This window comes from Pantoea sp. YR525 (assembly GCF_900116775.1).
GTDB lineage: Bacteria > Pseudomonadota > Gammaproteobacteria > Enterobacterales > Enterobacteriaceae > Pantoea > Pantoea symbiotica.
The window spans coordinates 93662-119387 of the sequence record NZ_FPBU01000002.1 but is presented as its reverse complement, the minus strand read 5'-3'; the positions used below and the strand labels follow the sequence as shown (position 1 = coordinate 119387).

The 25726-nt window shown below is 54.5% G+C and carries 21 protein-coding genes; 7 read left to right on the top strand and 14 right to left on the bottom strand.

Annotated features, from left to right (window positions below):
• Window position 1 precedes the first annotated feature (1 nt).
• The 3 genes from BM323_RS04040 to azoR form a co-directional block, all read right to left on the bottom strand.
• On the bottom strand, window positions 2-661 hold the full coding sequence (locus BM323_RS04040; protein WP_008106420.1) for an NAD(P)H-binding protein: 660 nt from the start codon (window positions 659-661) through the stop codon (window positions 2-4).
• 48 nt (window positions 662-709) lie between these two features.
• A complete protein-coding gene (locus BM323_RS04035; RefSeq protein ID WP_036648932.1) occupies window positions 710-1411 on the bottom strand; it encodes a GNAT family N-acetyltransferase in 702 nt (233 codons plus the stop codon).
• A 145-nt stretch (window positions 1412-1556) separates the two neighbouring features.
• Complete coding sequence (azoR, locus tag BM323_RS04030) at window positions 1557-2156, bottom strand: FMN-dependent NADH-azoreductase (RefSeq protein ID WP_008106416.1); 600 nt, start codon at window positions 2154-2156, stop codon at window positions 1557-1559.
• A 230-nt stretch (window positions 2157-2386) separates the two neighbouring features.
• Between azoR and hrpA the strand changes: the two genes are divergently transcribed.
• Window positions 2387-6283 (top strand): ATP-dependent RNA helicase HrpA, encoded by a 3897-nt coding sequence (hrpA, locus tag BM323_RS04025; protein ID WP_008106414.1) that lies wholly within the window; start codon window positions 2387-2389, stop codon window positions 6281-6283.
• A 191-nt stretch (window positions 6284-6474) separates the two neighbouring features.
• Here the strand turns inward: hrpA and BM323_RS04020 are convergent, their stop codons facing one another.
• From BM323_RS04020 to rstA, 5 genes are all read right to left on the bottom strand, one after another.
• The gene (locus BM323_RS04020) at window positions 6475-7281 is read right to left on the bottom strand and encodes a trypsin-like serine peptidase (RefSeq protein ID WP_008106412.1); all 807 of its coding nucleotides are present in this window, start codon (window positions 7279-7281) and stop codon (window positions 6475-6477) included.
• A 277-nt stretch (window positions 7282-7558) separates the two neighbouring features.
• Window positions 7559-8035 (bottom strand): acid resistance repetitive basic protein Asr, encoded by a 477-nt coding sequence (gene asr / locus BM323_RS04015; RefSeq protein WP_008106410.1) that lies wholly within the window; start codon window positions 8033-8035, stop codon window positions 7559-7561.
• Between the two features lie 170 nt (window positions 8036-8205).
• Window positions 8206-9693 (bottom strand): carboxypeptidase M32, encoded by a 1488-nt coding sequence (locus BM323_RS04010; protein ID WP_008106408.1) that lies wholly within the window; start codon window positions 9691-9693, stop codon window positions 8206-8208.
• Between the two features lie 12 nt (window positions 9694-9705).
• Window positions 9706-11016: a two-component system sensor histidine kinase RstB gene (gene rstB / locus BM323_RS04005; protein ID WP_008106406.1), complete on the bottom strand. Its 1311-nt coding sequence runs from the start codon at window positions 11014-11016 to the stop codon at window positions 9706-9708.
• Complete coding sequence (gene rstA / locus BM323_RS04000) at window positions 11013-11738, bottom strand: two-component system response regulator RstA (protein ID WP_008106404.1); 726 nt, start codon at window positions 11736-11738, stop codon at window positions 11013-11015. The genes rstB and rstA overlap by 4 nt, the downstream gene beginning before the upstream one ends.
• A gap of 176 nt (window positions 11739-11914) precedes the next feature.
• On the opposite strand from rstA, the gene BM323_RS03995 reads away from it, so the two are divergent.
• Window positions 11915-12328 carry a hypothetical protein gene (locus BM323_RS03995; protein ID WP_008106403.1) on the top strand — a complete coding sequence of 138 codons (414 nt, stop codon included), beginning with the start codon at window positions 11915-11917 and terminating at the stop codon, window positions 12326-12328.
• On the opposite strand, the gene BM323_RS03990 is transcribed toward BM323_RS03995, so the two are convergent.
• Both BM323_RS03990 and ydgH read right to left on the bottom strand, forming a co-directional pair.
• Complete coding sequence (locus tag BM323_RS03990) at window positions 12325-13716, bottom strand: amino acid permease (protein ID WP_008106401.1); 1392 nt, start codon at window positions 13714-13716, stop codon at window positions 12325-12327. The genes BM323_RS03995 and BM323_RS03990 overlap by 4 nt on opposite strands.
• Window positions 13717-13940: 224 nt before the next feature.
• Window positions 13941-14897 (bottom strand): DUF1471 family protein YdgH, encoded by a 957-nt coding sequence (ydgH, locus tag BM323_RS03985; RefSeq protein WP_008106399.1) that lies wholly within the window; start codon window positions 14895-14897, stop codon window positions 13941-13943.
• A 539-nt stretch (window positions 14898-15436) separates the two neighbouring features.
• Here ydgH and pntA point away from each other — a divergent pair.
• Window positions 15437-16966: a Re/Si-specific NAD(P)(+) transhydrogenase subunit alpha gene (gene pntA / locus BM323_RS03980; RefSeq protein ID WP_008106397.1), complete on the top strand. Its 1530-nt coding sequence runs from the start codon at window positions 15437-15439 to the stop codon at window positions 16964-16966.
• A gap of 11 nt (window positions 16967-16977) precedes the next feature.
• Window positions 16978-18366, top strand: coding sequence for a Re/Si-specific NAD(P)(+) transhydrogenase subunit beta (pntB, locus tag BM323_RS03975; protein WP_008106395.1), 1389 nt, complete (start codon window positions 16978-16980; stop codon window positions 18364-18366).
• Window positions 18367-18444: 78 nt separating this feature from the next.
• On the opposite strand, the gene uspE is transcribed toward pntB, so the two are convergent.
• Both uspE and BM323_RS03965 read right to left on the bottom strand, forming a co-directional pair.
• On the bottom strand, window positions 18445-19401 hold the full coding sequence (gene uspE / locus BM323_RS03970; RefSeq protein ID WP_008106394.1) for a universal stress protein UspE: 957 nt from the start codon (window positions 19399-19401) through the stop codon (window positions 18445-18447).
• Window positions 19402-19519: 118 nt separating this feature from the next.
• Window positions 19520-20272, bottom strand: coding sequence for an FNR family transcription factor (locus tag BM323_RS03965; protein ID WP_008106391.1), 753 nt, complete (start codon window positions 20270-20272; stop codon window positions 19520-19522).
• A gap of 296 nt (window positions 20273-20568) precedes the next feature.
• Between BM323_RS03965 and smrA the strand changes: the two genes are divergently transcribed.
• On the top strand, window positions 20569-21135 hold the full coding sequence (smrA, locus tag BM323_RS03960) for a DNA endonuclease SmrA (protein ID WP_008106390.1): 567 nt from the start codon (window positions 20569-20571) through the stop codon (window positions 21133-21135).
• Here the strand turns inward: smrA and BM323_RS03955 are convergent.
• A complete protein-coding gene (locus tag BM323_RS03955; protein WP_008106387.1) occupies window positions 21132-22052 on the bottom strand; it encodes a LysR substrate-binding domain-containing protein in 921 nt (306 codons plus the stop codon). The genes smrA and BM323_RS03955 overlap by 4 nt on opposite strands.
• A 321-nt stretch (window positions 22053-22373) precedes the next feature.
• Here BM323_RS03955 and BM323_RS03950 point away from each other — a divergent pair, with 321 nt between their 5' ends.
• Window positions 22374-23708 carry an MFS transporter gene (locus BM323_RS03950; protein ID WP_008106385.1) on the top strand — a complete coding sequence of 445 codons (1335 nt, stop codon included), beginning with the start codon at window positions 22374-22376 and terminating at the stop codon, window positions 23706-23708.
• Between the two features lie 88 nt (window positions 23709-23796).
• Complete coding sequence (locus tag BM323_RS03945) at window positions 23797-25134, top strand: 2-oxoadipate dioxygenase/decarboxylase HglS (protein ID WP_175501685.1); 1338 nt, start codon at window positions 23797-23799, stop codon at window positions 25132-25134.
• Between the two features lie 54 nt (window positions 25135-25188).
• On the opposite strand, the gene BM323_RS03940 is transcribed toward BM323_RS03945, so the two are convergent.
• A complete protein-coding gene (locus tag BM323_RS03940; RefSeq protein ID WP_008106381.1) occupies window positions 25189-25623 on the bottom strand; it encodes a DoxX family protein in 435 nt (144 codons plus the stop codon).
• Window positions 25624-25726 lie beyond the last annotated feature (103 nt).

Genomic DNA, 25726 nt, shown 5'->3' with positions numbered 1-25726 from the left:
GCTAGCGCGAGGCCAGTTGCTTGACGGCTTCGCGCACCGGCATTTCTCCGCCAGTCAACTCAACGATCACGCGGCTGATAGCCGGTTGTGCGATGAGTTCAGCCAGCGTCGCCGCTACGTCATCGCGAGGAATGTCGCCATACGGGATGGCCAAACCGGCACGCACCATGCCTTGACCTTTCTCATCCGTCAGCGTGCCGGGGCGTAAAATTACCCAATCCAGATCGCTTTGCGCCAGCTCGACATCGGCTGCTTTCTTCACGCGCATGTAGTTCTCGAAGGTGGCGGAGAGGTTTTTGTTTCTGCCAGCTTCGGGAAACGCCGAGACCAGCAAAAAGCGCGAGATGCCAGCCTGCTGAGCGGCAGCAACGGCGGTGGTTAATCCTTCACCATCAATGGCGTTCGTCATCTCTTCACCGCCTTTGCCGCCGGCACCAGCGGTAAACACCACCGCATCGCTGCCCGCCATTAGCGCGGCCAGGGATTTTGCGTCCAGCGCGGTTAAATCGCCGTTAACCGGCTCAGCACCCAGTTTACGCAAAGGCTGCTCCTGTTCCGCTTTGCGAAACAGCGGGCGCGCAACGTGCCCGTTTGCGGCCAGCAGTGATGCCAGACGACGGCCAATCTTGCCTGCGCCGCCAATAATAAATACGTTGGACATGAGTACCTCTGCAATTGCGTAGATAAAAGCTAGTCAGTATAGACAACGTCAATCCGCCGGGAAAAAGCTGCGCAGTTTTTGCGTTTCGCGGCCGTGCTGATCCATATTCTCCGCCGCCAGCCATTCGCGTAAGGCCTGCTGAATCGCTGGCCATTCGCTATCAATGATCGATAACCAATCGGTATCGCGATTGCGCTGTTTGCGCGTCATCGCCTGACGAAAACAGCCTTCAAAGGTAAAGCCGATGCGCTCTGCTGCGCGTCGTGAAGCCAGATTCAGAGAATCACAACGCCACGCCACGCGGCGATAACCGAGTGCGAAAGCCTGCTGCAACAGCAGATATATTGCTTCACTGCCCAACACGTTGCGCTGCATCAGCGGCGACCAGGTGACATGACCAATCTCAATCGCGCCATTCTGCATCTCGATATTGGCGAAACAGACCGCGCCAACCGCTTGCTGCTTAACCTGATCGATCACCGCATAACTGACCAATCCACTGTCGCCGATTTTGTTAGCGATCCAGTCGGTCATCTCAGCTAACGATTGCGGCTGCGATGCGCCGAGCCATGTCCAGTCGCGATCGTCGGCTGCCAGTGAAAAGGCGGCAAACAGAGCGGGTGCGTGACTGAGTTGAAGCGGTGCGAGATGGCAAAAACGGCCAGTGAGAATAACGGCGGGCGGGAAGGTGGCGGGCTGCCAGTCGGGTAATGCAAAACCGATGGGCTGACCATATTGATTGTGGTGTATCACTTCATCTCCTTTCGCTGTGCTGAAATCGACCATTCAGGGGCTGGCAAAGAAGTGCAGTATGGAGCTTTAAGCGCTTAGAAAACAACAGCAAAAAAATGCCCGTCAGATAAGCCTGACGGGCATGCATCATAGTGAAAAATGATTACGCAGCAACAATTTGCTTGATGGCGTCTTTTGCATCGTTAGCCGCTTTGGTCGCCACTTCTGGACCATAAGCGATGCCTTCTGCGAACACGAAGTTCACATCAGTGATACCGATGAAGCCGAGGAACAGTTTCACGTATGGAGTCAGCAGGTCGCTGGCCGTATCTTTATGGATGCCGCCACGGCTGGAGAGGATCACCGCACGTTTACCGGTTACCAGACCTTCCGGGCCTGCTTCGGTGTAACGGAAAGTCACGCCAGCGCGGGCAATCAGGTCGAAGTAGTTTTTCAACTGAGTTGGAATGTTGAAGTTGTACATTGGCGCGGCGATAACCACGGTGTCATGGGCTTGCAGTTCAGCAATCAGCTCATCGGAGAGAGACAGCGCTTCCTGCTGACGTGGAGACAACGGCGCGTCGGATGGACGCAGTGCGCCAACCAGCTCACCATCCAGCACCGGAATCGGCTGCGCGGCTAAATCACGCACGGTAACCGAATCACCTTTAGCGCGTGCTTCGTCAGCATAGAAGTCAGCCAGTTGATTTGACTGAGAGTAACCAGCGAGGATGCTTGATTTCAGAACTAAAACTTTGCTCATGGTATTTTCCTGTGCGTTACGCGGTTGGCTTACCGCTCAATGCTTTACACTGTACGGAGTTAGCCCGCGAGGTAAAAGCGCAATATTTCGAGATCTATGTTCGAAATAATTGAATAACCTCGCACGTCCCGTTCAGGCAGGTGTTCCAAATTGTGCTATGATGCCGACCATTAATTGCTTGAATCCGCCGGGAAATCATCTGCCCGCTGCAACAACAGGTACGCATCGCTATGTCATCATCCGACTCTTCACCTTTAGCCTCCCTTTGGCCGCGGCTCGATAATCTGACGCTGCGCGACAGTCAACGTCTGCGACGTCGATTGCTGGGCGCTGCGAAGGTGAAAAATCCTGCGGCGCAGCAGGGCATTGTGGCTGAACTGGAGCCGGAATTTGTCGCGGCGGAGCAGCGCCTTGCGCAGCGCACGGCGGCGACACCACGCATCACTTTCCCGGACAACCTGCCGGTCAGTCAGAAGCAGCAGGACATTGCCGATGCGATCAGTCAGCATCAGGTGGTGATCGTTGCGGGTGAAACCGGATCGGGTAAAACCACGCAGCTGCCGAAAATCTGCCTGGCGCTGGGACGCGGAGTAAAAGGGCTGATTGGTCACACGCAGCCGCGTCGTCTGGCGGCGCGAACCGTGGCGAACCGCATTGCCGATGAGCTGGAAACCTCGCTCGGCGGCACCATCGGTTACAAGGTGCGCTTCAACGATCAGGTGAGCGAAACCACCCAGGTTAAGCTGATGACCGACGGTATCCTGCTGGCGGAAATCCAGCAGGATCGCCTGTTGCTGCAGTACGACACCATCATTATCGATGAAGCGCACGAACGCAGTTTGAACATCGATTTCCTGCTTGGTTATCTGCGCGAATTGTTGCCGCGTCGTCCCGACTTAAAAGTCATCATCACGTCAGCCACTATCGATCCGCAACGCTTCTCACGCCATTTCCACAATGCGCCGGTGATTGAAGTTTCCGGGCGTACTTATCCGGTGGAAGTGCGTTATCGTCCGATGGTCGAGGACGCTGACGACACCGATCGCGATCAGCTGCAGGCGATTTTTGATGCGGTCGATGAGCTGGGACAAGAGAGTCGTGGCGATATCCTGATCTTTATGAGCGGCGAGCGCGAAATCCGCGATACCGCCGATGCGTTGATGAAGCGCGATATTGCACACACCGAGATTCTGCCGCTGTATGCACGCCTGTCGAACGCCGAGCAAAACCGCGTGTTCCAGTCGCACAGTGGACGCCGCATCGTGCTGGCGACCAACGTGGCAGAAACCTCGCTGACCGTGCCCGGCATCAAATACGTTATCGATCCCGGCACCGCACGTATCAGCCGCTACAGCTTCCGTACCAAAGTGCAGCGCCTGCCGATTGAGCCGATTTCGCAGGCGTCCGCCAATCAACGTAAAGGGCGCTGCGGACGCGTTTCGGAAGGTATCTGTATTCGCCTTTATTCCGAGGACGATTTCCTCAGCCGCCCGGAATTTACCGATCCCGAAATTCTGCGCACCAATCTCGCCTCGGTCATTTTACAGATGACGGCGCTGGGGCTGGGCGATATTGCTGCCTTCCCGTTTGTCGAAGCGCCGGACAAGCGCAATATTCAGGATGGCGTGCGCCTGCTGGAAGAGCTCGGTGCTATCACGCTGAGTGAAGACGAAACCTACAAGCTGACACCTTCGGGTCGCCAGCTCGCCCAATTGCCGGTCGATCCGCGTATGGCGCGTATGGTGCTGGAAGCGCAAAAGTTTGGCTGCGTGCGCGAAGCGATGATCATCACCGCTGCGCTATCGATTCAGGATCCGCGCGAGCGTCCCGCTGATAAAAAGCAGGCATCTGACGAAAAACATCGTCGTTTTGAGGATAAAGAGTCCGATTTCCTCGCCTTCGTGAATCTGTGGAATTACCTGCAGGAGCAGCAAAAAGCGCTCTCCAGCAATCACTTCCGCCGCCTGTGTAAAACTGAATTCCTTAACTATCTGCGCGTACGTGAATGGCAGGATATCTACACCCAACTGCGTCAGGTGGTGCGGGAACAAGGTATGCCGGTCAACAGCGAACCTGCGCCTTATCGTGAGGTGCACTGCGCTTTGCTTACCGGCTTGCTGTCGCACATTGGGCAGAAAGATAACGAGAAACAGGAGTTTACCGGCGCTCGCAACGCGCGCTTCTCCATCTTCCCAGGTTCCGGCCTGTTTAAGAAGCCGCCGAAGTGGACCATGGTGGCGGAGCTAGTGGAAACCAGCCGTTTGTGGGGGCGCGTTGCCGCACGTATCGATCCGGAATGGATCGAACCGCTGGCGCAGCATCTGATTAAACGCAGCTATAGCGAACCACACTGGGAAAAAGCGCAGGGCGCGGTGATGGCGACAGAAAAAGTGACGCTTTACGGCCTGGCGATTGTGCAGGCGCGTAAGGTCAATTACAGCCGCATCGATCCTCAACTGAGCCGCGAGCTGTTTATCCGTCACGCGCTGGTGGAGGGCGATTGGCAGACGCGTCACGCGTTCTTTCGCAATAACCTGAAACTGCGTAACGAAATTGAAGATCTGGAACACAAATCGCGTCGTCGCGACATTCTGGTCGATGACGAAACGCTGTTCGCTTTCTACGATCGCCGCATCGGCAGCGACGTGGTCTCAGCGCGCCATTTCGATGCATGGTGGAAGCAAGCCAGTAAAGAGAATCCGGACCTGCTGAGTTTTGATAAGCAGATGCTGATCAAAGATGGCGCGGACAAAGTCAGCAAGCTCGATTACCCCAACTTCTGGCATCAGGGCAACCTGAAACTCAAGTTGAGCTATCAGTTTGAACCGGGCGCGGATGCCGATGGCGTGACAGTGCATATTCCGCTGCCGCTGCTGAATCAAATCGAAGAGACCGGTTTCGAGTGGCAGATTCCTGGCGTGCGTCGCGAACTGGTCATCGCGCTGATCAAATCGCTGCCCAAGCCGGTGCGCCGCAATCTGGTGCCGGCGCCCAATTACGCCGAAGCGTTTCTTGGTCGCGTCACCGCAATGGAACTGCCGTTGCTGGATGCGCTGGAACGCGAATTTCGCCGCATGACCGGCGTCACCATTGACCGTGAAGCCTGGCAGTGGGATCAGGTGCCCGATCACCTGAAAATGACTTTCCGCGTGGTAGACGAGCACAACCGTAAGCTGCAGGAAGGCAAAAATCTGCATCAGCTGCGGCTGCTGCTGAAAGGCAAAGTGCAGGAAACGCTGTCGAAAGTGGCAGACGATGGCCTCGAACAGAGCGGTTTGCACATCTGGAGCTTTGGCGATTTGCCGCAAAGCTACGAGCAGAAGCGCGGCAGCTATCAGGTCAAAGCCTGGCCGGCGCTGGTGGATGAAAAGGACAGCGTAGCGATTCGCCTGTTCGATAACGAAGTGGAACAGCAGAAAATGATGTGGCGCGGCCAGCGTCGCCTGCTGCTGCTCAACATTCCGTCGCCGACCAAGTATCTGCACGAGAAGCTGCCGAATAAAGCCAAACTTGGTTTGTACTTCAATCCGTACGGCAAAGTGCTGGAACTGATCGATGACTGCATCGCCTGCGGCGTGGATAAGCTGATGGCGGATGCCGGCGGTCCGGCATGGCAACAGGAGAACTTCGAACAGCTGCGCGACAAAGTGCGTGCTGATTTGAATGAAACCGTGGTCACCATCGCCAAGCAGGTCGAACAGATTCTGACCTGCGTGTTCAATATCAACAAGTTCCTTAAGGGTCGCGTGGATATGTCGCTGGCGCTGGCGTTAGGCGATATCAAAGCGCAGCTTAATGGCCTGGTGTATCGCGGCTTCGTCACCGGCAATGGCTGGTCGCGACTTGGTGATACGCTGCGCTATCTGCAAGGTATTGAACGCCGCCTCGAGAAGCTGCCGGTGGATCCACACAGCGATCGTGCGCGCATGCTGAAAGTGCAAGCGGTGGAGCAGGCCTGGCAGACGTGGCGGAATAAATTGCCGCCGCAACGTCAGGATGATGCCGAAGTACAGGCGATTCGCTGGATGCTGGAAGAGCTGCGAATTAGTTATTTCGCGCAGCAACTGGGCACGCCTTATCCGATTTCGGATAAGCGTATTCTGCAGGCGATGGAGCAGTTGAGTTAATTGTGGGATTGCGCGATAAATCGCGCCGCTACGAAACAGTGCGGTTTTAACATCGCACAACTATCGAAGAAGGCGGAAAGGCGGGGCCGCGGAGTAAAGCTTCCGCCGCATGGATGCGGCGGCAGAGGCCCCAGGATGGGTCCACGACGACTTTACGTAGCGGCCCCGCCTTTTTGCCTGAGAGCGCCGAATTACTGAGCTAACTCTTCCAGCTTATCTTTAAAGGACGGCACCGCAATCGCGCGGTTATCGGCACGATAACGATCGGCCGGCGCGGGCGCTGAACTCTGCACCGCAATCAACTGCCACTCATCACCGTTCTTCAACAGCAGCGGCGAACCGCTGTCGCCCGGCAAGGTATCGCACTGGTGCGACAGCACCGCGCGTTGTGCCCAACCGGTCACCAGACAATCGCTGTGCGAATAGAGCGTATCAAGATGATCGGCCGGATAACCGGCTTGCGTTACTTTGCGTTGGGTAGTTTTCAAGGCGGCAGTTAAATCGCCACGCGAACCCTCAAACAACGGAATCGGCACAATGCCGGATGGCGGGTTATGCAAGATAACCAGCCCATAATCGTAGGGCGCGGCGCCCGGCGGCACGATCCAGCCTTCGCCGTCCGCCTGCAACCGGCGCGCTAAAGAGGGTTCAACGCGCGCATCAATATCATGAATCTCGTAACGCCAGCCTTTGCTGCTGGCCATAAAACGCAGCGCCACTGGCTTATCAAATTTGCCGGGCGGAGCCAATAAACAGTGTCCGGCGGTCAACGCCAGATGGGCAGAAATCAAGGTAGCAGTGCAGAGGTTACCGCTTTCGGTCTCTAACTGACCGATGGCATCCCAGGGCGCGGCGCTCACGTCGCTAATCGCCTGGCGGTGATCTTTGCCAAAGAACAATGTTTTGATGTCTTCCGGGCTTGGCCCATCTTCATCATCGGCATGTGCTGTGTGGTTAAAACTGAAAAGACCAACAAGTAACAGGATAGCCAGGCGCATAGTTCTCTCAATGGCGAGAATAAGTAGAAGTTGTTGTCATCACGCTTGAGCGATAACTATAGTCGGTGAGCGGTGAAAAAGGGAGAAATATTGGAGTAATCAGCACGCTACAACGACTAGATAAAAAAGCTGGCTGCAACTATGCCACAGAGGATCATCACAATCAGAATAATTTCGAAGCGATAGCGACGCACCATTTTTCGCTACTCCAGTAAATAAACACCCGGCATAACCGGGTGTTTTCAATCATCAATACGGTGTTGGCGCTAAGCGAATCTTATTTAGCTGCTTTTTTCACTTTGTGATGTTTTTTAGCTGCCTGAGCTTTCTGCGCAGCGGGTTTGGTTACTTTTTTGTGGTGCTTTTTAGCAGCCTGAGCTTTCTGTGCAGCTGGCTTGGTTGCTTTGTGGTGCTTTTTAGCAGCCTGGGCTTTCTGTGCAGCTGGCTTAGTTGCTTTTTTGTGGTGCTTTTTAGCAGCCTGGGCTTTCTGTGCAGCTGGCTTGGTTGCTTTTTTGTGATGCTTTTTAGCGGCCTGAGCTTTCTGTGCAGCTGGCGCTTTCTTCTCTACTTTCTTGTGTTTCTTAGCAGCCTGCGCTTTCTGAGCAGCTGGTTTTTTGTGGTGAGCCATTTTGTGTTTAACTGGCGCAGCAGTTGTGGTTGCAGCAGCGGCTGGAGCAGCAGTTGTTTCAGCAGCGAAAGCAACAGAAGACATACCCATAGCAGCGGCGATCACCAGTGCAAATAATTTTTTCATTGCAAAATCCTCGAACTATTTTTTCATGTGTAGCCCACTGCGGGGCCGGTGAAAACACTATATGAAAAACAATTCAGGCTTTCCGTGAGGCATTGGTATCGGCGTGTAACGGATTGTACAAAGCGGCGTAAAGGAAGTGAAAAGGGCGGCCGCATGGGCCGCCGCGCAGTTTACTCAGACAGATAACGTTGTTCAAGGTGCTGGCGGAAATAGTGCGGATTCAGCGCTTCGCCGGTGGCATTGATCAGCAGCTGCTGCGTCGGGAAACGGCTACCGTGCTGCCAGATGTTCTGCTGGAGCCAGTCAAACACCGGCTGCAAGTCACCTTGCTGGATAAGCGTCTCGACCTGCGGAATCGCATGCTTCACCGCCTGGAACAGCTGGGCCGCGTACATCGCGCCCAATGTGTAGGTTGGGAAATAGCCAAACGCGCCGTCGGTCCAGTGAATATCCTGCATGCAGCCATCGCGATAATTACCGCGCGTATCAATGCCTAATGATTGCTGCATCTTCTCGTCCCACAGCGCCGGGATATCTTCAACTTCAATCTCGCCCTCAATCAGCGCGCGCTCGATCTCGTAACGTAAAATCACGTGCGCCGGATAGCTCAACTCGTCGGCGTCGACGCGAATAAAGCCCGGCTTCACGCGCTGCGTCTGACGAATGAAGTTGTTTAACTCCAGCGCAGGCTGATCGCCCATCAGCGCCACCACCTGCGGATGTATATGCTGCAGGAAGGCTTTACTGCGCCCCAGCTGCATCTCCATAAACAGGCTTTGAGATTCATGAATCGCGGTAGAACGCGCCTGCGCCACCGGCTGACCGCGCCACTGTTTTGGCAAATTCTGCTCGTAACGCGCATGGCCGGTTTCATGGATCACGCCCATCATGGCGCTGAGGAAGTCGTTCTCGTTGTAACGCGTGGTAATGCGCACATCTTCCGGTACGCCGCCGCAGAATGGATGCGCACTCACATCTAACCGGCCGTGATTGAAATCAAAGCCCAGCGTTTTCATTACGCTCAGGCCGAGCTGTTTCTGCGATTCGATGGCAAACGGACCCACCGGTTGCGCGATCGGCGTTTGCTGCTGCTTCGCCACTGCTTTTTGCAACAGATCGGGCAGCCAGCTTTTCAAATCGCCAAAGGTTTGATCCAGCTGCGCGCTGGTCATGCCCGGCTCAAACACATCCAGCAGCGCATCGTAGCGCGATACGCCGAGCGCATCGGCACGCAACTGCGCCTCTTCACGGCTCAGCTTCACCACTTCTTTCAGATTGGCGGAGAAACCTTGCCAGTCGTTCGCTGGACGCTGCTGACGCCAGGCGTGCTCACAGCGCGAACCGGCCAGCGACTTGGCTTCCACCAGTGACGCAGGCAGCAGCGTGGCTTGCTGCCAGGCACGCTGCATCTCGCTCAGGTTAACCTGCTCGACATCATTCAGAGATTCCTGCTGCGCGGCATCAAACAGTCCGCCGAGGCGTTTATCGGTCAGCACTTCGTGCATGAACACGCTCAGTTCGGCCATCGCTTCACCGCGTGCCTGGCTGCCGCCCGGCGGCATGGTGGTTTGCATATCGACACCGGCAATGGCACCTAAATGGCCAAAGCGGGAGAGACGCTGAAAAGTGCGGCTAAGTTCTTGATAAGCTGAAGTCACGTAAAAAGCTCCTTATGACGGTAAGCGTGGCGCAATGTCCCGCAAGGGTAGATCAACCGGCCAGCAAAAGCGAACGCTGGCGCCGCCGAGCGGACTGCTCTCAATCGAGACATTTCCCTGCATCGCCAGCGCAATAGAGTGGACGATCGCCAGACCCAAACCACAGCCGCCGGTGGCGCGATCGCGGCTCGGATCGAGGCGGACAAAAGGTTCAAACACGCGGGCGCGCTCTTCCTGCGGAATGCCCGGACCGTCGTCTTCCACCTGCAAACAGCCCAGCGCGCCATCAAACCATAAGCTGACGCGTAAACGCTGTTGCGCATAGCGCAGGGCATTGTTCACCAGATTATCCAGCACGCGCTCCATCAGGCGCGTATCGGCGCTGCCGACGTTCTCCAGCTGCGGGATATCCAGCGCAATCTGCGTCTGCGGATTCATGGTTTGCACATCTTCGATATGCACACGCAGCCATTGCGCCAGATCGAAAGATTGCAGATGGAGATCAACGCGCGGACGATCGAGGCGTGCATACGTCAGCAACTCCTCAATCAAACTCTCCAGCTGACCCACATCGCGGTTCAGCGCGGCGGATTCCGCATCGGTGAGGTTATCGCTCATCTCCAGCCGGTAACGCAGCCGCACCAGCGGCGTACGCAACTCGTGCGCGATGCCGTCAATCAGCTGTTTCTTACTGGCAACCAGCGTGTTGATGTTCTCCGCCATCTGATTAAACGCCACGCCAAGACTGTGCAGGCTGGAGGTGCTTTCAAAATGGGTGCGCACGTCGAGTTCGCCGCGACCAAAACGTTCGGCGGCTTTCTCCAGCCGCTGCATCTCTTGCCAGTGTGGACGTAGCCAGATAAACACCGGCAGCGCCAGCGACATACCGATAAACGCCAGCAGCGCGATATCCAGAATGCGCATCTGGTGCAGGTAGAAAAGGTAAGGGATCGGGCCAACGGAAAGCACATAATGGCTGCGCGGAATATGCTGTAAGAAGGTGTACTGATCGTCAATCGCCACGATTTCGCCAGCGCGCAGGCGCTTCATGTCCGCGTCACCCAGCTGATATTTGCTCATTGGCTCAATATTCAGATCAAACGACAGATCGAGATCGAGGCTGCGAATGGTTTTGCTCCAGTCGCGCGGCGGGATCTCGCGCAGTTCGCTGCGCATCAAAAACAGCGAACTGGCCATCAAATCGTTCATTGACTGGCGTCCGGCGCGTTCGGCGGTGAACTTGTACACCAGCCCAACCAGCAACGTCATCACCAGAAAACAGACGAACAGCAGCAAATAGAACTGAATAAAGAGCTTTCTCATGCGGAACGGGTATCCCAGGCCTGCGGCGCGAACAGATAGCCTTTGTTACGGATGGTTTTAATGCGGAACGGCTCGGTGGCGCTGTCGTACAGTTTTTTGCGCAGGCGAGAAATCGCCACGTCGATGCTGCGATCCATGCCATCGTAGGTTACGCCGCGCAGGGTTTTCAGCAGCGCATCGCGATTGAGGATTTGCCCGGCGTGATTCGCCAGTTCCCACAGCAGATCGAAATCGGCGGTGGACAGTACAATATTTTCCTCGAACAGCGTCACCTGACGATTGAGCGAATCGATGGTCAGTGAACCGAATCGCAGCACGCGCTGCGAACTTTGAATGGCGGGCGTCACTTCCGGCTGACCGACGTGCGCCTGACGCAGATGCAAACGCAGGCGCGCCAGCAACACCGCCGGCGGCGTGGTTTTGAGGATGTAATCGTTAGCGCCCATTTCCAGTGACAGAATATGGTTCATGTCGCTGTCGAGTGAGGTGAGCAAGACAATCGGACCTTGCCAGCTGGCACGCAGATCGCGGCACAATGTCATGCCATCCTTGCCGGGTAACATGATATCCAGCATCACTAAATCGGGATCGTGTAGGGCGATTGTGGCTTCAGCGCGGTCACCGCGCGTTTCAACAATAACTTCAATATCGTGGCGGCCAAGGTAAGCGGCGATCAATTCGCCTACTTCTGGCTCATCTTCCACATAGACGATTTTGTTCATAATTCACTGTGACGGATGAGAATGCCAGCAGCATAGCTTTTCCTGGTCCTGAGCTCTACGTTACCGCACGAAATATCCCTGCGTTACTGGTATGTATACCGTGAAATGTGCCATCATTAGCGGCGCGTTGTAGCGCAAGGTTCGGAACCGTAACGAAAAACAGGAGGAGTGCGAGAGTGTCTGATAAAGAGCTGGCTTCAGCCGGATACAGTGATCGCATCTGCTTCAATTACAGTGATTTTCTCTCCGCTTCCTGCAAAAAACGCTGGAGTTTTGTCGATGCCATTTATGGCGTGATGCCTATTTTTGGCATGGTGACGCGTAAATCGGCGCACAACCTTCAGGCCAGCGACGATCATCTGAAAGAATTAGCATTACAAATCATTTCAACGCAGGTGAGCGACGAGATTAATATCGCGCGCCTTATCACGTTGGCCGAGCAACAGCACATCAGCCGCTTTGATATTCAGCTGCCATATCCGCTGTCAGCCGAGCAGCTTGACGCTATTCATCAGGAATACCGTAAACCGCTCAATCTGACACAGCAGGATGACCTGCTGTGTGTTTCCATTCCCGTTCAGCCGCACTAATTCGTTAGCTGCCACAACGCGGGCAGTGACGCCGCCATCAACAACACAATCGCAATGCGCTCCAGCTGTGACAACATCTTGTCGCCACGGCCGCCGCGTCGTGCGTACAGGAACAGCAGCAATCCGGGCGCATAAAGCACCACTGAAAGCAGCAGATGCAAGGGACCTGACGCATACAGCAACCAAATGCCGTACGCGCTGGCGCCGATGCCGGTAAACATCGCCCAGGGTTTGTTCTGCCCGCGCACCACCTTAATCAGATACAGTCCGACCAGCAGATAGGGCACCAAAATCATTTCTGAGGCGATGGTCAGCAGCGTGTTGTAATCCGCGCCGGTTAAGGCGATCAAGATCAGGCAAACCTGTACGCTGCCGTTGGTCAGCCATAACGAGGCAGAAGGAGAGTTGTGGCGATTCTGGCGCGCGATGCTGCGCGGGAAGGCACCTTGCTGCGCGGCAAGGAACGGCACTTCAGCGGCCATAATCGTCCAGCTCAGATAGGCGCCGCACACCGAAATAATCAATCCGACCGCAATCACCGCATCGCCCCAATGACCCAGCAGATGCTTCATCAAACCGGCCATGGAAGGATTGCGCATCTGTGCCAGTTCGGCTCGCGGAATCACGCCTAACGACAGCAGCGTAACCAGCAAATAGACCAGCAGCGCGGCCAGCACCGCCATCAGCGTAGCGCGTCCGACATCCTGCTTATTACGCGCACGCGCGGAAACCACCACCGCGCCTTCTACACCAATAAACACCCATAAGGTGATCAGCATGGTTTGCTTCACTTGCTGCCACAGCGGCTGACCGAGTTCGACACCGCTGAAATCAAAGCGGAAGCGATCGTAGTTGAACGCCAGCAACGCCAGGACGACAAACAGCAGCAGCGGCACCAGCTTGCCCAGCGTTGCCAGCAAATTAATGCTGGCCGCGGTTTGCACGCCGCGCAGTACCAGGCAATGCACCAGCCACAGCAGCACCGACGCGCCAAGCATTGCCTGCCACGTATTGCCATCGCCAAACACCACGCGATCCGGTGTGTCGGTAAAGAAGCTCAGCGCCGAGAAGACAATCACCAGATAAGAGACGTTGGCGATTACCGCACAAAGCCAATATCCCCACGCCGAGCAGAAGCCCATCAGCTCACCAAAGCCGGCGCGCGCATAGGTAAAGATGCCGCCATCCAACTCCGGCTTTAGTCGCGTCAGTAACAGCATGGCAAGCGACAGGAAGATGATGCCAACGCCGGTGATCAGCCAGCCGATCAGCAGCGCCGCCGGGCCGGCAACTGCCGCCATATTTTGCGGCAGGCTGAACACGCCAGCGCCCAGCATTGAGCTGAGTACCAACGCGGTGAGCGCACTAAGACCTAATTTTTTATCCAAAACGCCCATCCTAAGCAGCAGAGTATGCTGGGTGGTGGCGATTCCGCTGGAGTGTCGCGTGGCAGTTAGCCAACTTTGAAACGGAATCCCCTAAAAACAGGCGGCAGATTTTACGGAGTACAAAGGGGGAAGGCAATGCAAGACTATGCAAATCTGCGCACAGATTATGCAGTTAGTATGAAGGAGATTTTGAAAAGGGCGACGGACGCCGCCCTTAATCGGAATTACTTGAACAGATCTGCAGTGACGGTCAGGTTACCGCCGCTCTGGTTCTGCCATTGACGCGTGATGTGATAGTACTTAGCGCCTTTTTCTACGGCACGTTTACCAACCGCTTCAGAGATTTCGGTTGGGGTACCGAAGTGATCTGAGAAGGTGATGGTATCAAACGGCTGCATCTGCGCAGCAGTAATCGCATTCACTTCCTGCACGCTGCGGCCATCGGCGGTTTTTACCGTGTAACGTTGACCGGTTGAGCTTTGCGTTTCGAAGAAACGACCTACGTTACGGCTTGGCGTCTCAGAAGAGGCCACGCCTGGAATAGCCACTTTCGCTGCCGCCGCACCGCCAGCAGCCAGAGCTGCTTTACCGGCTTCAGAATCCGCTGGGATTGAATCAGAGGTGTTCTGAACTTTACGTTCTGGCGCATCTGCCTTGTAAACATAAGCGGTCACGTATTGGTTGCCGCCGTTGTTAGCATCAACCTGACGCACGATAAAGAAGGATGCCGCACCTTTATTTTTGGCTGCCTTGGCAATCGCTTCATTAACATCTGGCTGGCTTGAGAAGAAACCATTAACCGATACGGTATCGTAAGGCTCAAGGCGATACGCTTCTGCTTTCGGCAGCTCTTTCACGCCGGAGAAGGTGCGGTATTTAGTGGAGTCGTCCGCTTTTGGTGCGTTGGCTTTATACAAATCAGCCGTTACGCGCCAGTTACCGCCGTTGCCGTTGCTATCATTAATACCCTGAACATAGAAAGAGTCAGCGCCTTTGGCATCGGCTTGTTTGGAGATGGCATCAGTTGCATCGCCAATGGCATTGAAACGGCCGCTGATATTAATACGTTCGAATGGTTTCAACGCGGCCGCTTGCTCTGGCGTTAACTCTTTAGCAGCAAACGCATTTGCCGCCAGCAGTGATAACAAGGTTGACGCCAGAATGGTGTTCTTCAGCTTCATAAAAATGATCCTTCGCCTTACGCAAAATGAGTACGAAAACGTGCTGGACTCTTGATGTATAACAGATTAGCCGCTGATTATTGCATGTAATAATCGGCCTGTCTCAGCCAATTTAAGCGCATAACATTGACAATCTCTGCCATTTATTCATCGACCTGTCATTGACTTCTGTTACGGCTCTTTTTTGCACAGATAACCACTTATTCTGGTAACACTTAGTGCCATAATAGTTATCGCATTGTTAAATAAAGGTTTTTAATAATACTTAATTCGACATGACACGATTTTGCGCAGCAGAATATTTTTTAATAAACACCAAATGCAGTGGCAAAACGTGGCATTCAATCTTTGCGTCTGAATATTTGTGTGAATGTCATAAGTAGGCGTTATCGCTGTGGATCACTCTTCATATTTTCAGTAGGTTATAAAGACTTTGTTACATTGTGCATTTTGCTCATAAAAAGCTGAAACACTGTTTCGGCTTTTGAGCTTTTTGCCACTTACAGAACCTCATCCTTTAATTGTTGAAAGGAAACAGTATGTTAATTGGGATACCCAAAGAACGGTTAGCCAATGAGTCGCGCGTGGCCGCCACGCCAAAGACCGTTGAGCAGCTGATCAAACTGGGATTTAGCGTCACCGTTGAACAGAGCGCAGGACTTCGCGCCAGCTTTGATGATGAAAGCTTTATCGCCGTCGGCGCCACAATCACCAACACTCACGACGTCTGGCAGTCAGACATCGTGTTAAAAGTGAATGCGCCTGACGATCAGGAGATCGAACTGACGCGCGCCGGTAGCACGCTGGTGAGCTTTATCTGGCCTGCACAGAATCCAGCGCTGCTTGAGAAACTGGCAGCACGCAACGTCACCGTGATGGCGATGGATTCGGTGCCGCGTATTTCACGTGCCCAGGCGCTGGATGCGTTGAGCTCAATGGCGAACATCGCGGGCTATCGTGCCATCGTTGAAGCCGCGCATGAATTCGGCCGCTTCTTCACCGGTCAAATCACCGCTGCCGGTAAAGTACCGCCAGCCAAAGTGATGGTGATTGGTGCGGGCGTGGCGGGATTAGCAGCTATTGGTGCGGCAGGCAGTTTGGGTGCCATCGTGCGTGCGTTCGATACGCGTCCGGAAGTGAAAGAGCAGGTGCAGAGTATGGGCGCCGAGTTCCTTGAGCTGGACTTTGAAGAAGAAGCGGGCAGTGGCGATGGTTATGCCAAAGTGATGTCTGAAGCCTTTATTAAGGCGGAGATGGAGCTGTTTGCCGCGCAGGCGAAAGAAGTCGACATTATTGTCACCACCGCGCTGATTCCAGGCCGTCCGGCACCGAAGCTGATTACTGCTGAGATGGTTGCCAGCATGAAGCCAGGCAGCGTGATCGTCGATCTGGCCGCGCAAACCGGCGGTAACTGCGAATTGACGGTTGCCGATCAGGTGACCTTAACCCCCAACGGCGTGAAGATTATCGGTTACACCGATCTGCCAAGCCGCCTGCCTACGCAATCCTCACAGCTTTACGGTACCAACCTTGTCAACCTGCTGAAACTGCTGTGCAAAGAGAAAAACGGCGAAATCACCGTTGATTTCGAAGACGTCGTAGTGCGTGGCGTGACGGTGATTCGTGATGGCGAAGTGACATGGCCTGCGCCGCCGATTCAGGTTTCCGCCGCGCCGAAAGCGCAACCAGCCGCCCAGCCGCTGCCGAAGGCTGAAGCCAAGCCGGTTTCACCGTGGCGCAAGTATCTGCTGCTGGCGTTGGCGGTGGTGCTGTTTGCCTGCCTGGCCAACGTGGCGCCAGCGGACTTCCTGTCGCACTTTACCGTCTTCGCGCTCTCTTGCGTGGTCGGCTATTACGTGGTGTGGAACGTGAGTCACGCATTGCACACGCCGTTGATGGCCGTCACCAACGCCATTTCCGGCATTATTGTGGTGGGTGCGGTGCTGCAGATGGGCCACGGCGGTTGGGTAACGATTCTGTCGTTTATCGCCGTGCTGATCGCCAGCATCAATATCTTCGGTGGTTTCACCGTCACCCAGCGCATGCTGAAAATGTTTCGTAAGAATTAAGGGGTAGCAACATGTCTGGCGGATTAGTTACTGCAGCATATATTGTTGCCGCGATTCTGTTTATTTGCAGCCTTGCCGGTCTCTCGAAACACGAGACCTCGAAGCAGGGTAATATTTTTGGCATGAGCGGCATGGCCATTGCGCTGCTGGCCACCATTTTTGGCCCGAACACCGGTAACGTTGCCTGGATTCTGGTGGCGATGGTGATTGGTGGTGCGATTGGCTTGCGTCTGGCGAAGAAAGTCGAAATGACCGAAATGCCGGAGCTGGTTGCCATTCTGCACAGCTTTGTAGGTTTGGCGGCGGTGTTAGTGGGCTTCAACAGCTACATCGATCACGCGCCGGGCCTCGCGCCGGTGATGGAAAATATCCATCTGACCGAAGTGTTCCTCGGCATCTTCATCGGTGCGGTGACCTTCACCGGTTCACTGGTGGCGTTTGGCAAACTGCGCGGCAAGATCTCCTCTTCAGCGCTGATGCTGCCGCATCGTCATAAGATGAACCTTGCGGCGCTGGTGGTTTCCTTCCTGCTGATGCTGTGGTTCGTGCAAACCGATAGCACTGGCGCGCAGGTGTTTGCGCTGCTGCTGATGACCATCATTGCGCTGGTGTTTGGCTGGCATCTGGTGGCGTCGATCGGCGGTGCGGATATGCCGGTTGTGGTTTCGATGCTGAACTCTTACTCCGGTTGGGCAGCGGCGGCGGCGGGCTTCATGCTGAGCAATGACTTGCTGATCGTTACCGGTGCGCTAGTCGGTTCTTCTGGTGCCATCCTCTCTTACATCATGTGTAAAGCGATGAACCGCTCCTTTATCAGCGTAATCGCCGGTGGTTTTGGTACCGACGTAAGTGTGGGCGGCGAAAGTGATGAAGTTGGCGAGCACCGTGAAATTACCGCAGAAGAGACAGCAGAGATGCTGAAAGCCTCTTCTTCTGTAGTGATCACGCCGGGTTATGGCATGGCGGTGGCGCAGGCGCAGTATCCGGTGGCTGAGATTACCGAAAAGCTGCGCGCACGCGGTATCAAGGTTCGCTTTGGTATTCACCCGGTTGCTGGTCGTCTGCCGGGCCACATGAACGTACTGCTGGCGGAAGCGAAAGTACCTTACGATGTGGTGCTGGAAATGGACGAGATTAACGATGACTTCAGCGATACCGATACCGTGTTGGTAATCGGCGCGAATGACACCGTTAACCCAGCCGCACTAGAAGATCCGCGCAGTCCAATCGCTGGCATGCCAGTGCTGGAAGTGTGGAAAGCGCAGAACGTGATTGTGTTTAAACGCTCGATGAGCACTGGATACGCGGGCGTACAGAATCCGCTGTTCTTTAAAGACAATACGCAGATGCTGTTTGGTGATGCGAAAGCGAGCGTGGAAGGTATTCTGCGCGCGCTGTAAAAAAGAAGGGCGGTGATGTGACTCACCGCCCTGAGTAAATATAGAAAGGGCGGCCATTGCGAGCCGCCCTTTTTTTAATCAATCGTCTTCATCTTCTTCGTCATCGTAATCAATCGGCGATTTGAAATCGTCTGGCTTGATTGCCAGCAAATCACAGCGCAGATGATCGATCACTTGTTCCGCGGTGTTACCCAGGAACGCAGCTGACAAACCGGTACGGCCGATGGTGCCGAGCACCACAATGCCAGCATCCAGATGCGAAGCGATATCCGGAATCACTTCCTCGGGCAAACCTTTCGCCACATGAGTGAACTCTTCACCGATCGAGAATTTTTGTCGCAGCGCTTTCATTGCCACTAAATGCTGGCCGCGAATTGCGTCGTTATAAACGCTCGGATCAAAGTCCGGCAGTTCGATAGCAATGTTGATTGGCGTGATGGGATAAGCACCGACCAAATGCACTTCGGTGTGATTCACCATCTCGGCAAGCAGTGTGGTTTCACGAATCAACTTCTGATTAAGCTCATCGTGATGCGGCTCTTCGCTGGCCAGATTCACCGCCACCACCGCTTTGCCGCCTTCAGGCCATGCCTGATCTTTCACCATCCACACCGGGCAAGGGCATTTACGCAGCAGATGCCAATCCGTCGGAGTAAATATCACCGCTTCCAGGCGATCGTGCTGGTGCGCCATTTTCAGCACTAAATCATGCTGATGCGCCATAATTTCCTGAATGATGGCTTCATACGGACGGTTATGCCAAACCACTTTGATTTCAATTTCAACGCCAGCCTCAATATATGCCTGGGCCTGTTGGCGGATCCATTCGGTACGTTGGCTAATCACCCCTTTGCGCATATTTGAGCGCTCGTCGGGCGACAGCAGCGTGGTCATTTCATATGAGAAGTCGTAAATAGGCAGGAAAGCTTTGATTTTTCCGCCGATACGTTGATTGAGATAAACCGCACGACGCAGCGCGGGCTGATCGTCCTGCTGGGCATCAATAGCCACCAGAATATTTTGGTACCGGGACATAGGCCGATCTCCTAAAACCAAAGCAAGTTGGATTAAAGATAGCCTAAGTTTGGACAGGGCAGAAGCGGAAAAGTTGTTGCCGGATCAATAAAATAACTTTTATTAACCCGGCACAGAATCACGCGGCTTGTTCGGTCTGGCCAGCTAATTCTGCCAGCAAAGCGTGGTTCTCGATGGTGATATATTTGCCTTTAACGGCCAGCATGCCACTTTTCTGGAAGCGACCCAGCAGACGGCTGATGGTTTCTACGGTTAGTCCCAAATAGTTACCAATGTCGCCGCGCGTCATGGTCAGACGGAATTCACGCTGTGAGAAACCGCGCTGTCCGAAACGGCGCGACAGATTCCAGACAAACGCCGCCAGACGCTCTTCGGCATTTTTCTTCGACAGCAGCAGAATCATATCCTGATCGCCTTTGATTTCACCGCTCATCAAACGCATCATTTGCTGACGCAGCGCCGGCATTTTACCGGAGAGATCGTCGAGGGTTTCAAACGGGATTTCGCACACCATCGCGGTTTCCAGCGCTTGCGCAAAGCTTGGATGTTTTGCACCGACAATGGCGTCAAAACCGACCAAATCGCCTGCCAGATGAAAGCCAGTAATTTGCTCGTCGCCTTGTTCAGTGATGGTGTAGCTTTTGATGGTGCCGGAGCGGATTGCGTAAAGCGATTTCAGTTCATCACCGGCTTTGAACAGCGTCTGGCCTTTCTGAATCGGCTTTTTGCGCTCAATGATGTTATCCAGCTGATCCAGTTCGTGCTCGTTCAGCGTGAAGGGAATACACAATTGGCTGATACTGCAATCCTGACAATGGATGGCACAACCGCCAGACTGAATACGTCGAATGCTGCGTTTTTCCTGGATCATATAGTTACGCTCGATGATTATTGACTGCGGTCAATTTTAACATTTTTCTAAGCGAAGGGAACTCATCCGAGCAGTAAATGCCCTTAAAACCCCACAAATGTCAGGTATTACAGGGTTTGCGCTGGTCTGGCTAAAGGGCATTTATTGATCTGGAACGTTTTGTTGCCAGGTTTACAGTTAGACACAGCTTAATACAGCGCAAAAAGTGACAGATGTTTTGCCAATAATCCTTTGCTACTCTTTTGCTTTGGCGTCGAATTGGACGCTCAGGTAAATACCAGGCGAGAGGAAACACCATGAACCTTGATGATGAAGACCTTTTCCGCGATGCCATGGGTGATGTGACACCATTAAAAAACTGCGCTAACACCCAATGGCTACGCGCCCCTTCGCCTAAAGCGCCGCGCGCGCCGCAGGAAAGTGACGAGCAGGAAAATTTCCTCACCCGTGGCTTTCTCGACATCGTTCCGCTGACAACACCACTGGAGTTTAAGGTTGAGGGCGTACAGCAAGGCGTGCTGGATAAGCTGCGGCTGGGCAAATATCCGCCCGAAGCCAGCCTTAATCTGCTGCGTCAACCGGTTGAAACCTGTCGTCAGGCGCTATTCAGCTTTATGCAACAAGCCAACAAACATGGATTGCGCAATCTGCTGATCATTCATGGCAAAGGGCGTGACGATGAGTCGCACGCCAATATTGTGCGCAGCTATGTGGCGCGATGGTTGAAGGAGTTTGCAGAAGTGCAGACCTTTTGCACGGCGCAGCCGAAAGATGGTGGGGCGGGCGCGCTCTATGTCGGTTTACGTAAAACCGAACAGGCGCGCCTCGAGAACCGTGAACGTCATGCCAAACACAGTCGTTAGCTGTGGAATTTGCGGATGGTCGCCATCAACACTTCGGCGCTCAGGCTTAGCGGGCTGCCGCTGCGCGTAATAATGCCAACCGGTTCGCCTGGCCCCGGCGAGGCAATCGGTAGCGCGCACAACGCATCGTGATTTAAATCTTCTTTAATGGCGCCGGAAGGCACAAACCACACATAGTCGTAACGCAGCGCCAGCTGGCGCGCCAGGGATGTCGATGAGGTTTCGACGCAGTTTGCTGGCAAGGTACAACCTTGCTCATTCAGCATATGCTGCGCAATACGACGCGGTGCGGTGCCTTCCGGCGAAATCACCACTGGCCATTGCATCGCGCGCGACAGCATAACGTTCTCGCTTAACAGTGGATGATCCGGGCGCACCACCAGTTTGAGTGATTCCAGAAACAGCAATTCATAGGTCAGCCCGGCCATCATGTCGCTATCCGCCATCCGACCAATGCCAACATCAAACTCACCAGCACGTAAACCGGCCAACAGCACGTTATTGTGCAACGTTGCGACCTGCACCGTAGTATTGGGTTGCTGTTCATGGAAGCGATCGAGAATTTGCGGCAGCATGCCCATCGCCGCGGTAGTCAGCGCACCGAGTCGAATCACCACCGGCCGGCCAGGCTGCTGTGCGTTGAAGCTTTGACCCGCATGATTGAGCGCATCCAGCACTTTCACTGCATGAATCAAAAACTGTTCGCCCAGCGTGGTGAGCTGCGCGCCGAGCCGTCCGCGTTCAAACAGCCGCGCGCCGGCCAGCTCTTCCAGCTCATTCAGTGTTTTCGACAAAGCAGGCTGGCTCAGATTGAGCGTTTCAGCGGCACGACCGAGCGTGCCTTGCTGCGCTACCGCCACAAAGGTATGTAAATGACGCAAGCGAATGCGCTGATTGAAAAGGATATTTTTGTCCATACGCCCAACATAATGAGTTATGACGAGAAGCAGCAATGAGGAAACGTTAATTATGTTAACTTGCCTGCAAATTTATATTAACAAAAATGCCGCGACACAACCTTTATGCCTAACCTGCTGAATTTAAGCGTAATGCTGCAAATGACACTTTTTGCCGAATATTCAGGTCACGTAAAATCAACAACATAATTCGGTAAAAGTTGAATAATTCTCAATTACATCCAAAAACAGTGCCCGATATTGTTAACGATGAGCTATGATAAGCGCCGTTTTTTTTACTAAAACTGATGCCCTAAACGGTAAAAGTGCAGGAGTCGTAACGTGACCAGCGTTGAAGCAGTAGACGTTCGCCAGCTTATCAATAAGAGTGCGCTTAGCAGCTGGCAGAAGCGCTTAATCGCGCTGTGCTTCGTGGTAGTGGCGCTGGACGGCATGGACATTGCGCTAATGGGATTTATTGCGCCCACGCTGAAAGCCAGTTGGGGCGTAACTAATCATCAACTCGGCCTGGTGATCAGCGCGGCGTTGATTGGTCTGGCATTAGGTGCGATGGTCGCTGGACCGCTGGCCGATCGCTATGGTCGCCGCGTGATGATCTTGATCAGCGTACTGTTTTTCGGCCTGTGGACGCTGGCCACGGCGATGGCGCAGAACATCGAACAGATGATGCTGTTCCGCTTTCTCACCGGTTTAGGGCTTGGCGCCGCCATGCCTAACGTTGGCACTTTGGTGGCGGAATACGCGCCCGAACGTCGTCGCTCCTTCATTATTACCGTGGTGTTCTGCGGCTTTACCTTTGGTGCCGCAACCGGTGGTTTTGCCGCTTCGTGGCTGTTGCCACGTTATGACTGGCACTCCGTTATGCTGATGGGTGGCGTGCTGCCGCTGCTGGTGCTGCCCTTTTTAGTGCGCGGCTTACCGGAATCGGTACGATTTCTGATTAGCCGTCGTGCGCCTGCCGCACATATTCACGCCATCCTCGAACGTATGCTGCCCGGCACCGTACAGCCGGGAAGCCATTACCAAAGCACTGAGCTGCCGACCGCGCGTAAAGGTTCCGTAGCGACAGTGGTGTCGCGCCGCTATCTGTTTGGCAGTTTGATGTTGTGGGGCGGCTACTTTATGGGCCTGTTCCTCGTTTATCTGATAGGCAGCTGGATGCCTTCGCTGATCAGCACGCTTGGCATGTCGGTGACGGAAGCGGCGATTGTCACGGCGATGTATCAGGCTGGTGGAACCATTGGTTCGTTGTTTGCTGGTTGGTTGATGGATCGCATCAACGCCAATCTGGCGCTGGCGGTGATCTATTTCTGCGGCGGCATTGCCATTGTGGCGCTGGGTTTTTCTCCTGCGCAGGTTGGCTTAATGAGCGCCATCGCTTTCTGCAGCGGCTTCTGTTTTAACGGTGCCAACACCGGCATGAATGCGCTCTCCGCCAGTTATTATCCAACACACGCTCGAGCCACCGGCTCCAGCTGGATGCATGGCGTTGGCCGCATCGGCGCCATCATCAGCGCGTTTGTGGGTGCCGAGTTGTTAACGCTCGGCTGGACGTTCAGTCAGATCTTCCTGCTGCTGGCGATTCCTGCGGTATTAACCACCATCATGCTGGTGCTGAAATGTCGCTTTGGTGACCAGTCAAACCTCACTGAGTGACAAGGCGATCACAGTTCCACGAAATTGTTACCCGCCGCTAAAAGGTTGATCTACAGTAGCAACAACCCGTAAGCCCAAGGTGATGATGATGCCAAACTTTCTCAGCAGCGATGCCATCCGCACGCTGTTCTCTCAGGCAATGTCGGCCATGTATCAGCAGGAAGTGCCGCAATACGGCACGCTGACGCAGTTGGTCACCGCCGTTAATGAACGTACGCTGGAAGCCAATCCTGAGTTAAAAAACCGTCTGTCAGCCGCCGATGAACTGAGCCGACTCAGCGTCGAGCGTCACGGTGCGATTCGCGTCGGCAAAGCTGAAGAACTCAGCACGTTGCGCCAGATGTTTGCCGTGATGGGCATGGAAGCGGTGGGATATTACGACCTGTCGCAAGCCGGTGTGCCTGTGCACTCCACGGCGTTTCGTCCGGTCAGCGACCGCGCGTTGCGTCATAATCCGTTCCGCGTGTTCACCTCGCTGCTGCGTCTCGAACTGATTGATGATGCGGCGCTGCGCGAGAAGGCCGCTGCGATTCTCGCCGCGCGGGATATCTTTACGCCGGGTTGCCGTGCTTTGATTACCAAACATCAGCAGCAGGGCGGCTTAAACGCAGCGGATGCGGCGATTTTCGTGCAGGAAGCGCTGGAAACTTTCCGCTGGCATGCGCATACCACTGTAGACAGCGCCACTTATCGCGCGTTGAGCCAGCAGCATCGTCTGATTGCCGATGTGGTGTGTTTCCGCGGTTGCCACATCAACCATTTGACACCGCGCACGCTGGACATTGACCGCGTGCAATCGCTGATGCCTTCGCGCGGTATCGATCCCAAAACCTTGATTGAGGGCCCGCCGCAGCGCAAGGTGCCGATTCTGCTGCGCCAGACCAGCTTCAAAGCCCTGGAAGAAGCGGTGCACTTTAACGATGGCACGCCGGGCACGCATACCGCGCGCTTTGGTGAGATTGAACAGCGCGGCGCAGCGCTCACGCCGAAAGGGCGAGAACTTTACGATCGTCTGCTAGCCGAAGCCGGTACCGGCAGCGATAACCAACATCACCAGCAACATCTCAGCGCAGTGTTTGGTGACTTCCCCGATGACGAAGAGACCTTGCGCGAACAGCAATTGGCGTGGTTCCGCTATCGCCTGACTGACAAAGGCGAGCATCTGCCGCCACGCGCGGGCGAAAGCGTGACGCAGTTGCTGGCAGAAGGGCGATTGAGCGCCGAACCTATCGTTTACGAGGATTTCCTGCCGGTGAGCGCAGCGGGGATTTTTCAGTCGAATCTGGGCGATGTGGCGCAAACGCGCAGCGCAGGTAACGCCAGCCGGGCGGATTTTGAAACTGCGTTAGGGACAGCGGTTCAGGATGAGATGGCGTTATATCAACAGATGCAGCAGCGCAGTCTTGAACGCTGTGGCGTAGCGTAAGGAGAAAATTTACAGCCGGTCTGAAATTCAGCAGACCGGCTGCTTTTCTTCTCGTTATTGCAAGCGCGAGTCACGCACCAGCGTGAACTTCCCGGCACCCAAAAACATAATGGCGAGCGCACCCAGCAGGTAGAGAGCTTCTGTCTCCAGCGCCCAGGCACCGACATCTGTGCGATGCCAGACAGCGCCCATTTTTACCAGCAGTGTCGCAACAATCATGTTCACCGCAATAATGAACGCCGCAGGGCGCGTCAGTAATCCGATGATCACCATTACCGGTGCCGCAATTTCCCCGATGTAAGCACCGTAAGCGATGAAACCTGGCATCCCTTTGACGGCGAGCATATGCGCAATCCAGCCCACGCCATGCACTACCTTGAACGCCCCATGAAACAGCAGCAATCCGCCAAAAGTCAGGCGTAACAGCAGTTTGCCGAAGTCCGGGTGATCGCACATCCGGTTAAACATCTGGTTAATGCCACCAAACATGGTGTTTCTCCGTCGCGCCAGGTTAACTTGCAACCTTAAAACAAATGGTCTCAATGGGGTTAGCCAAAATATTTGATGGAGTTGTTCAAAGAATCGCGCCACG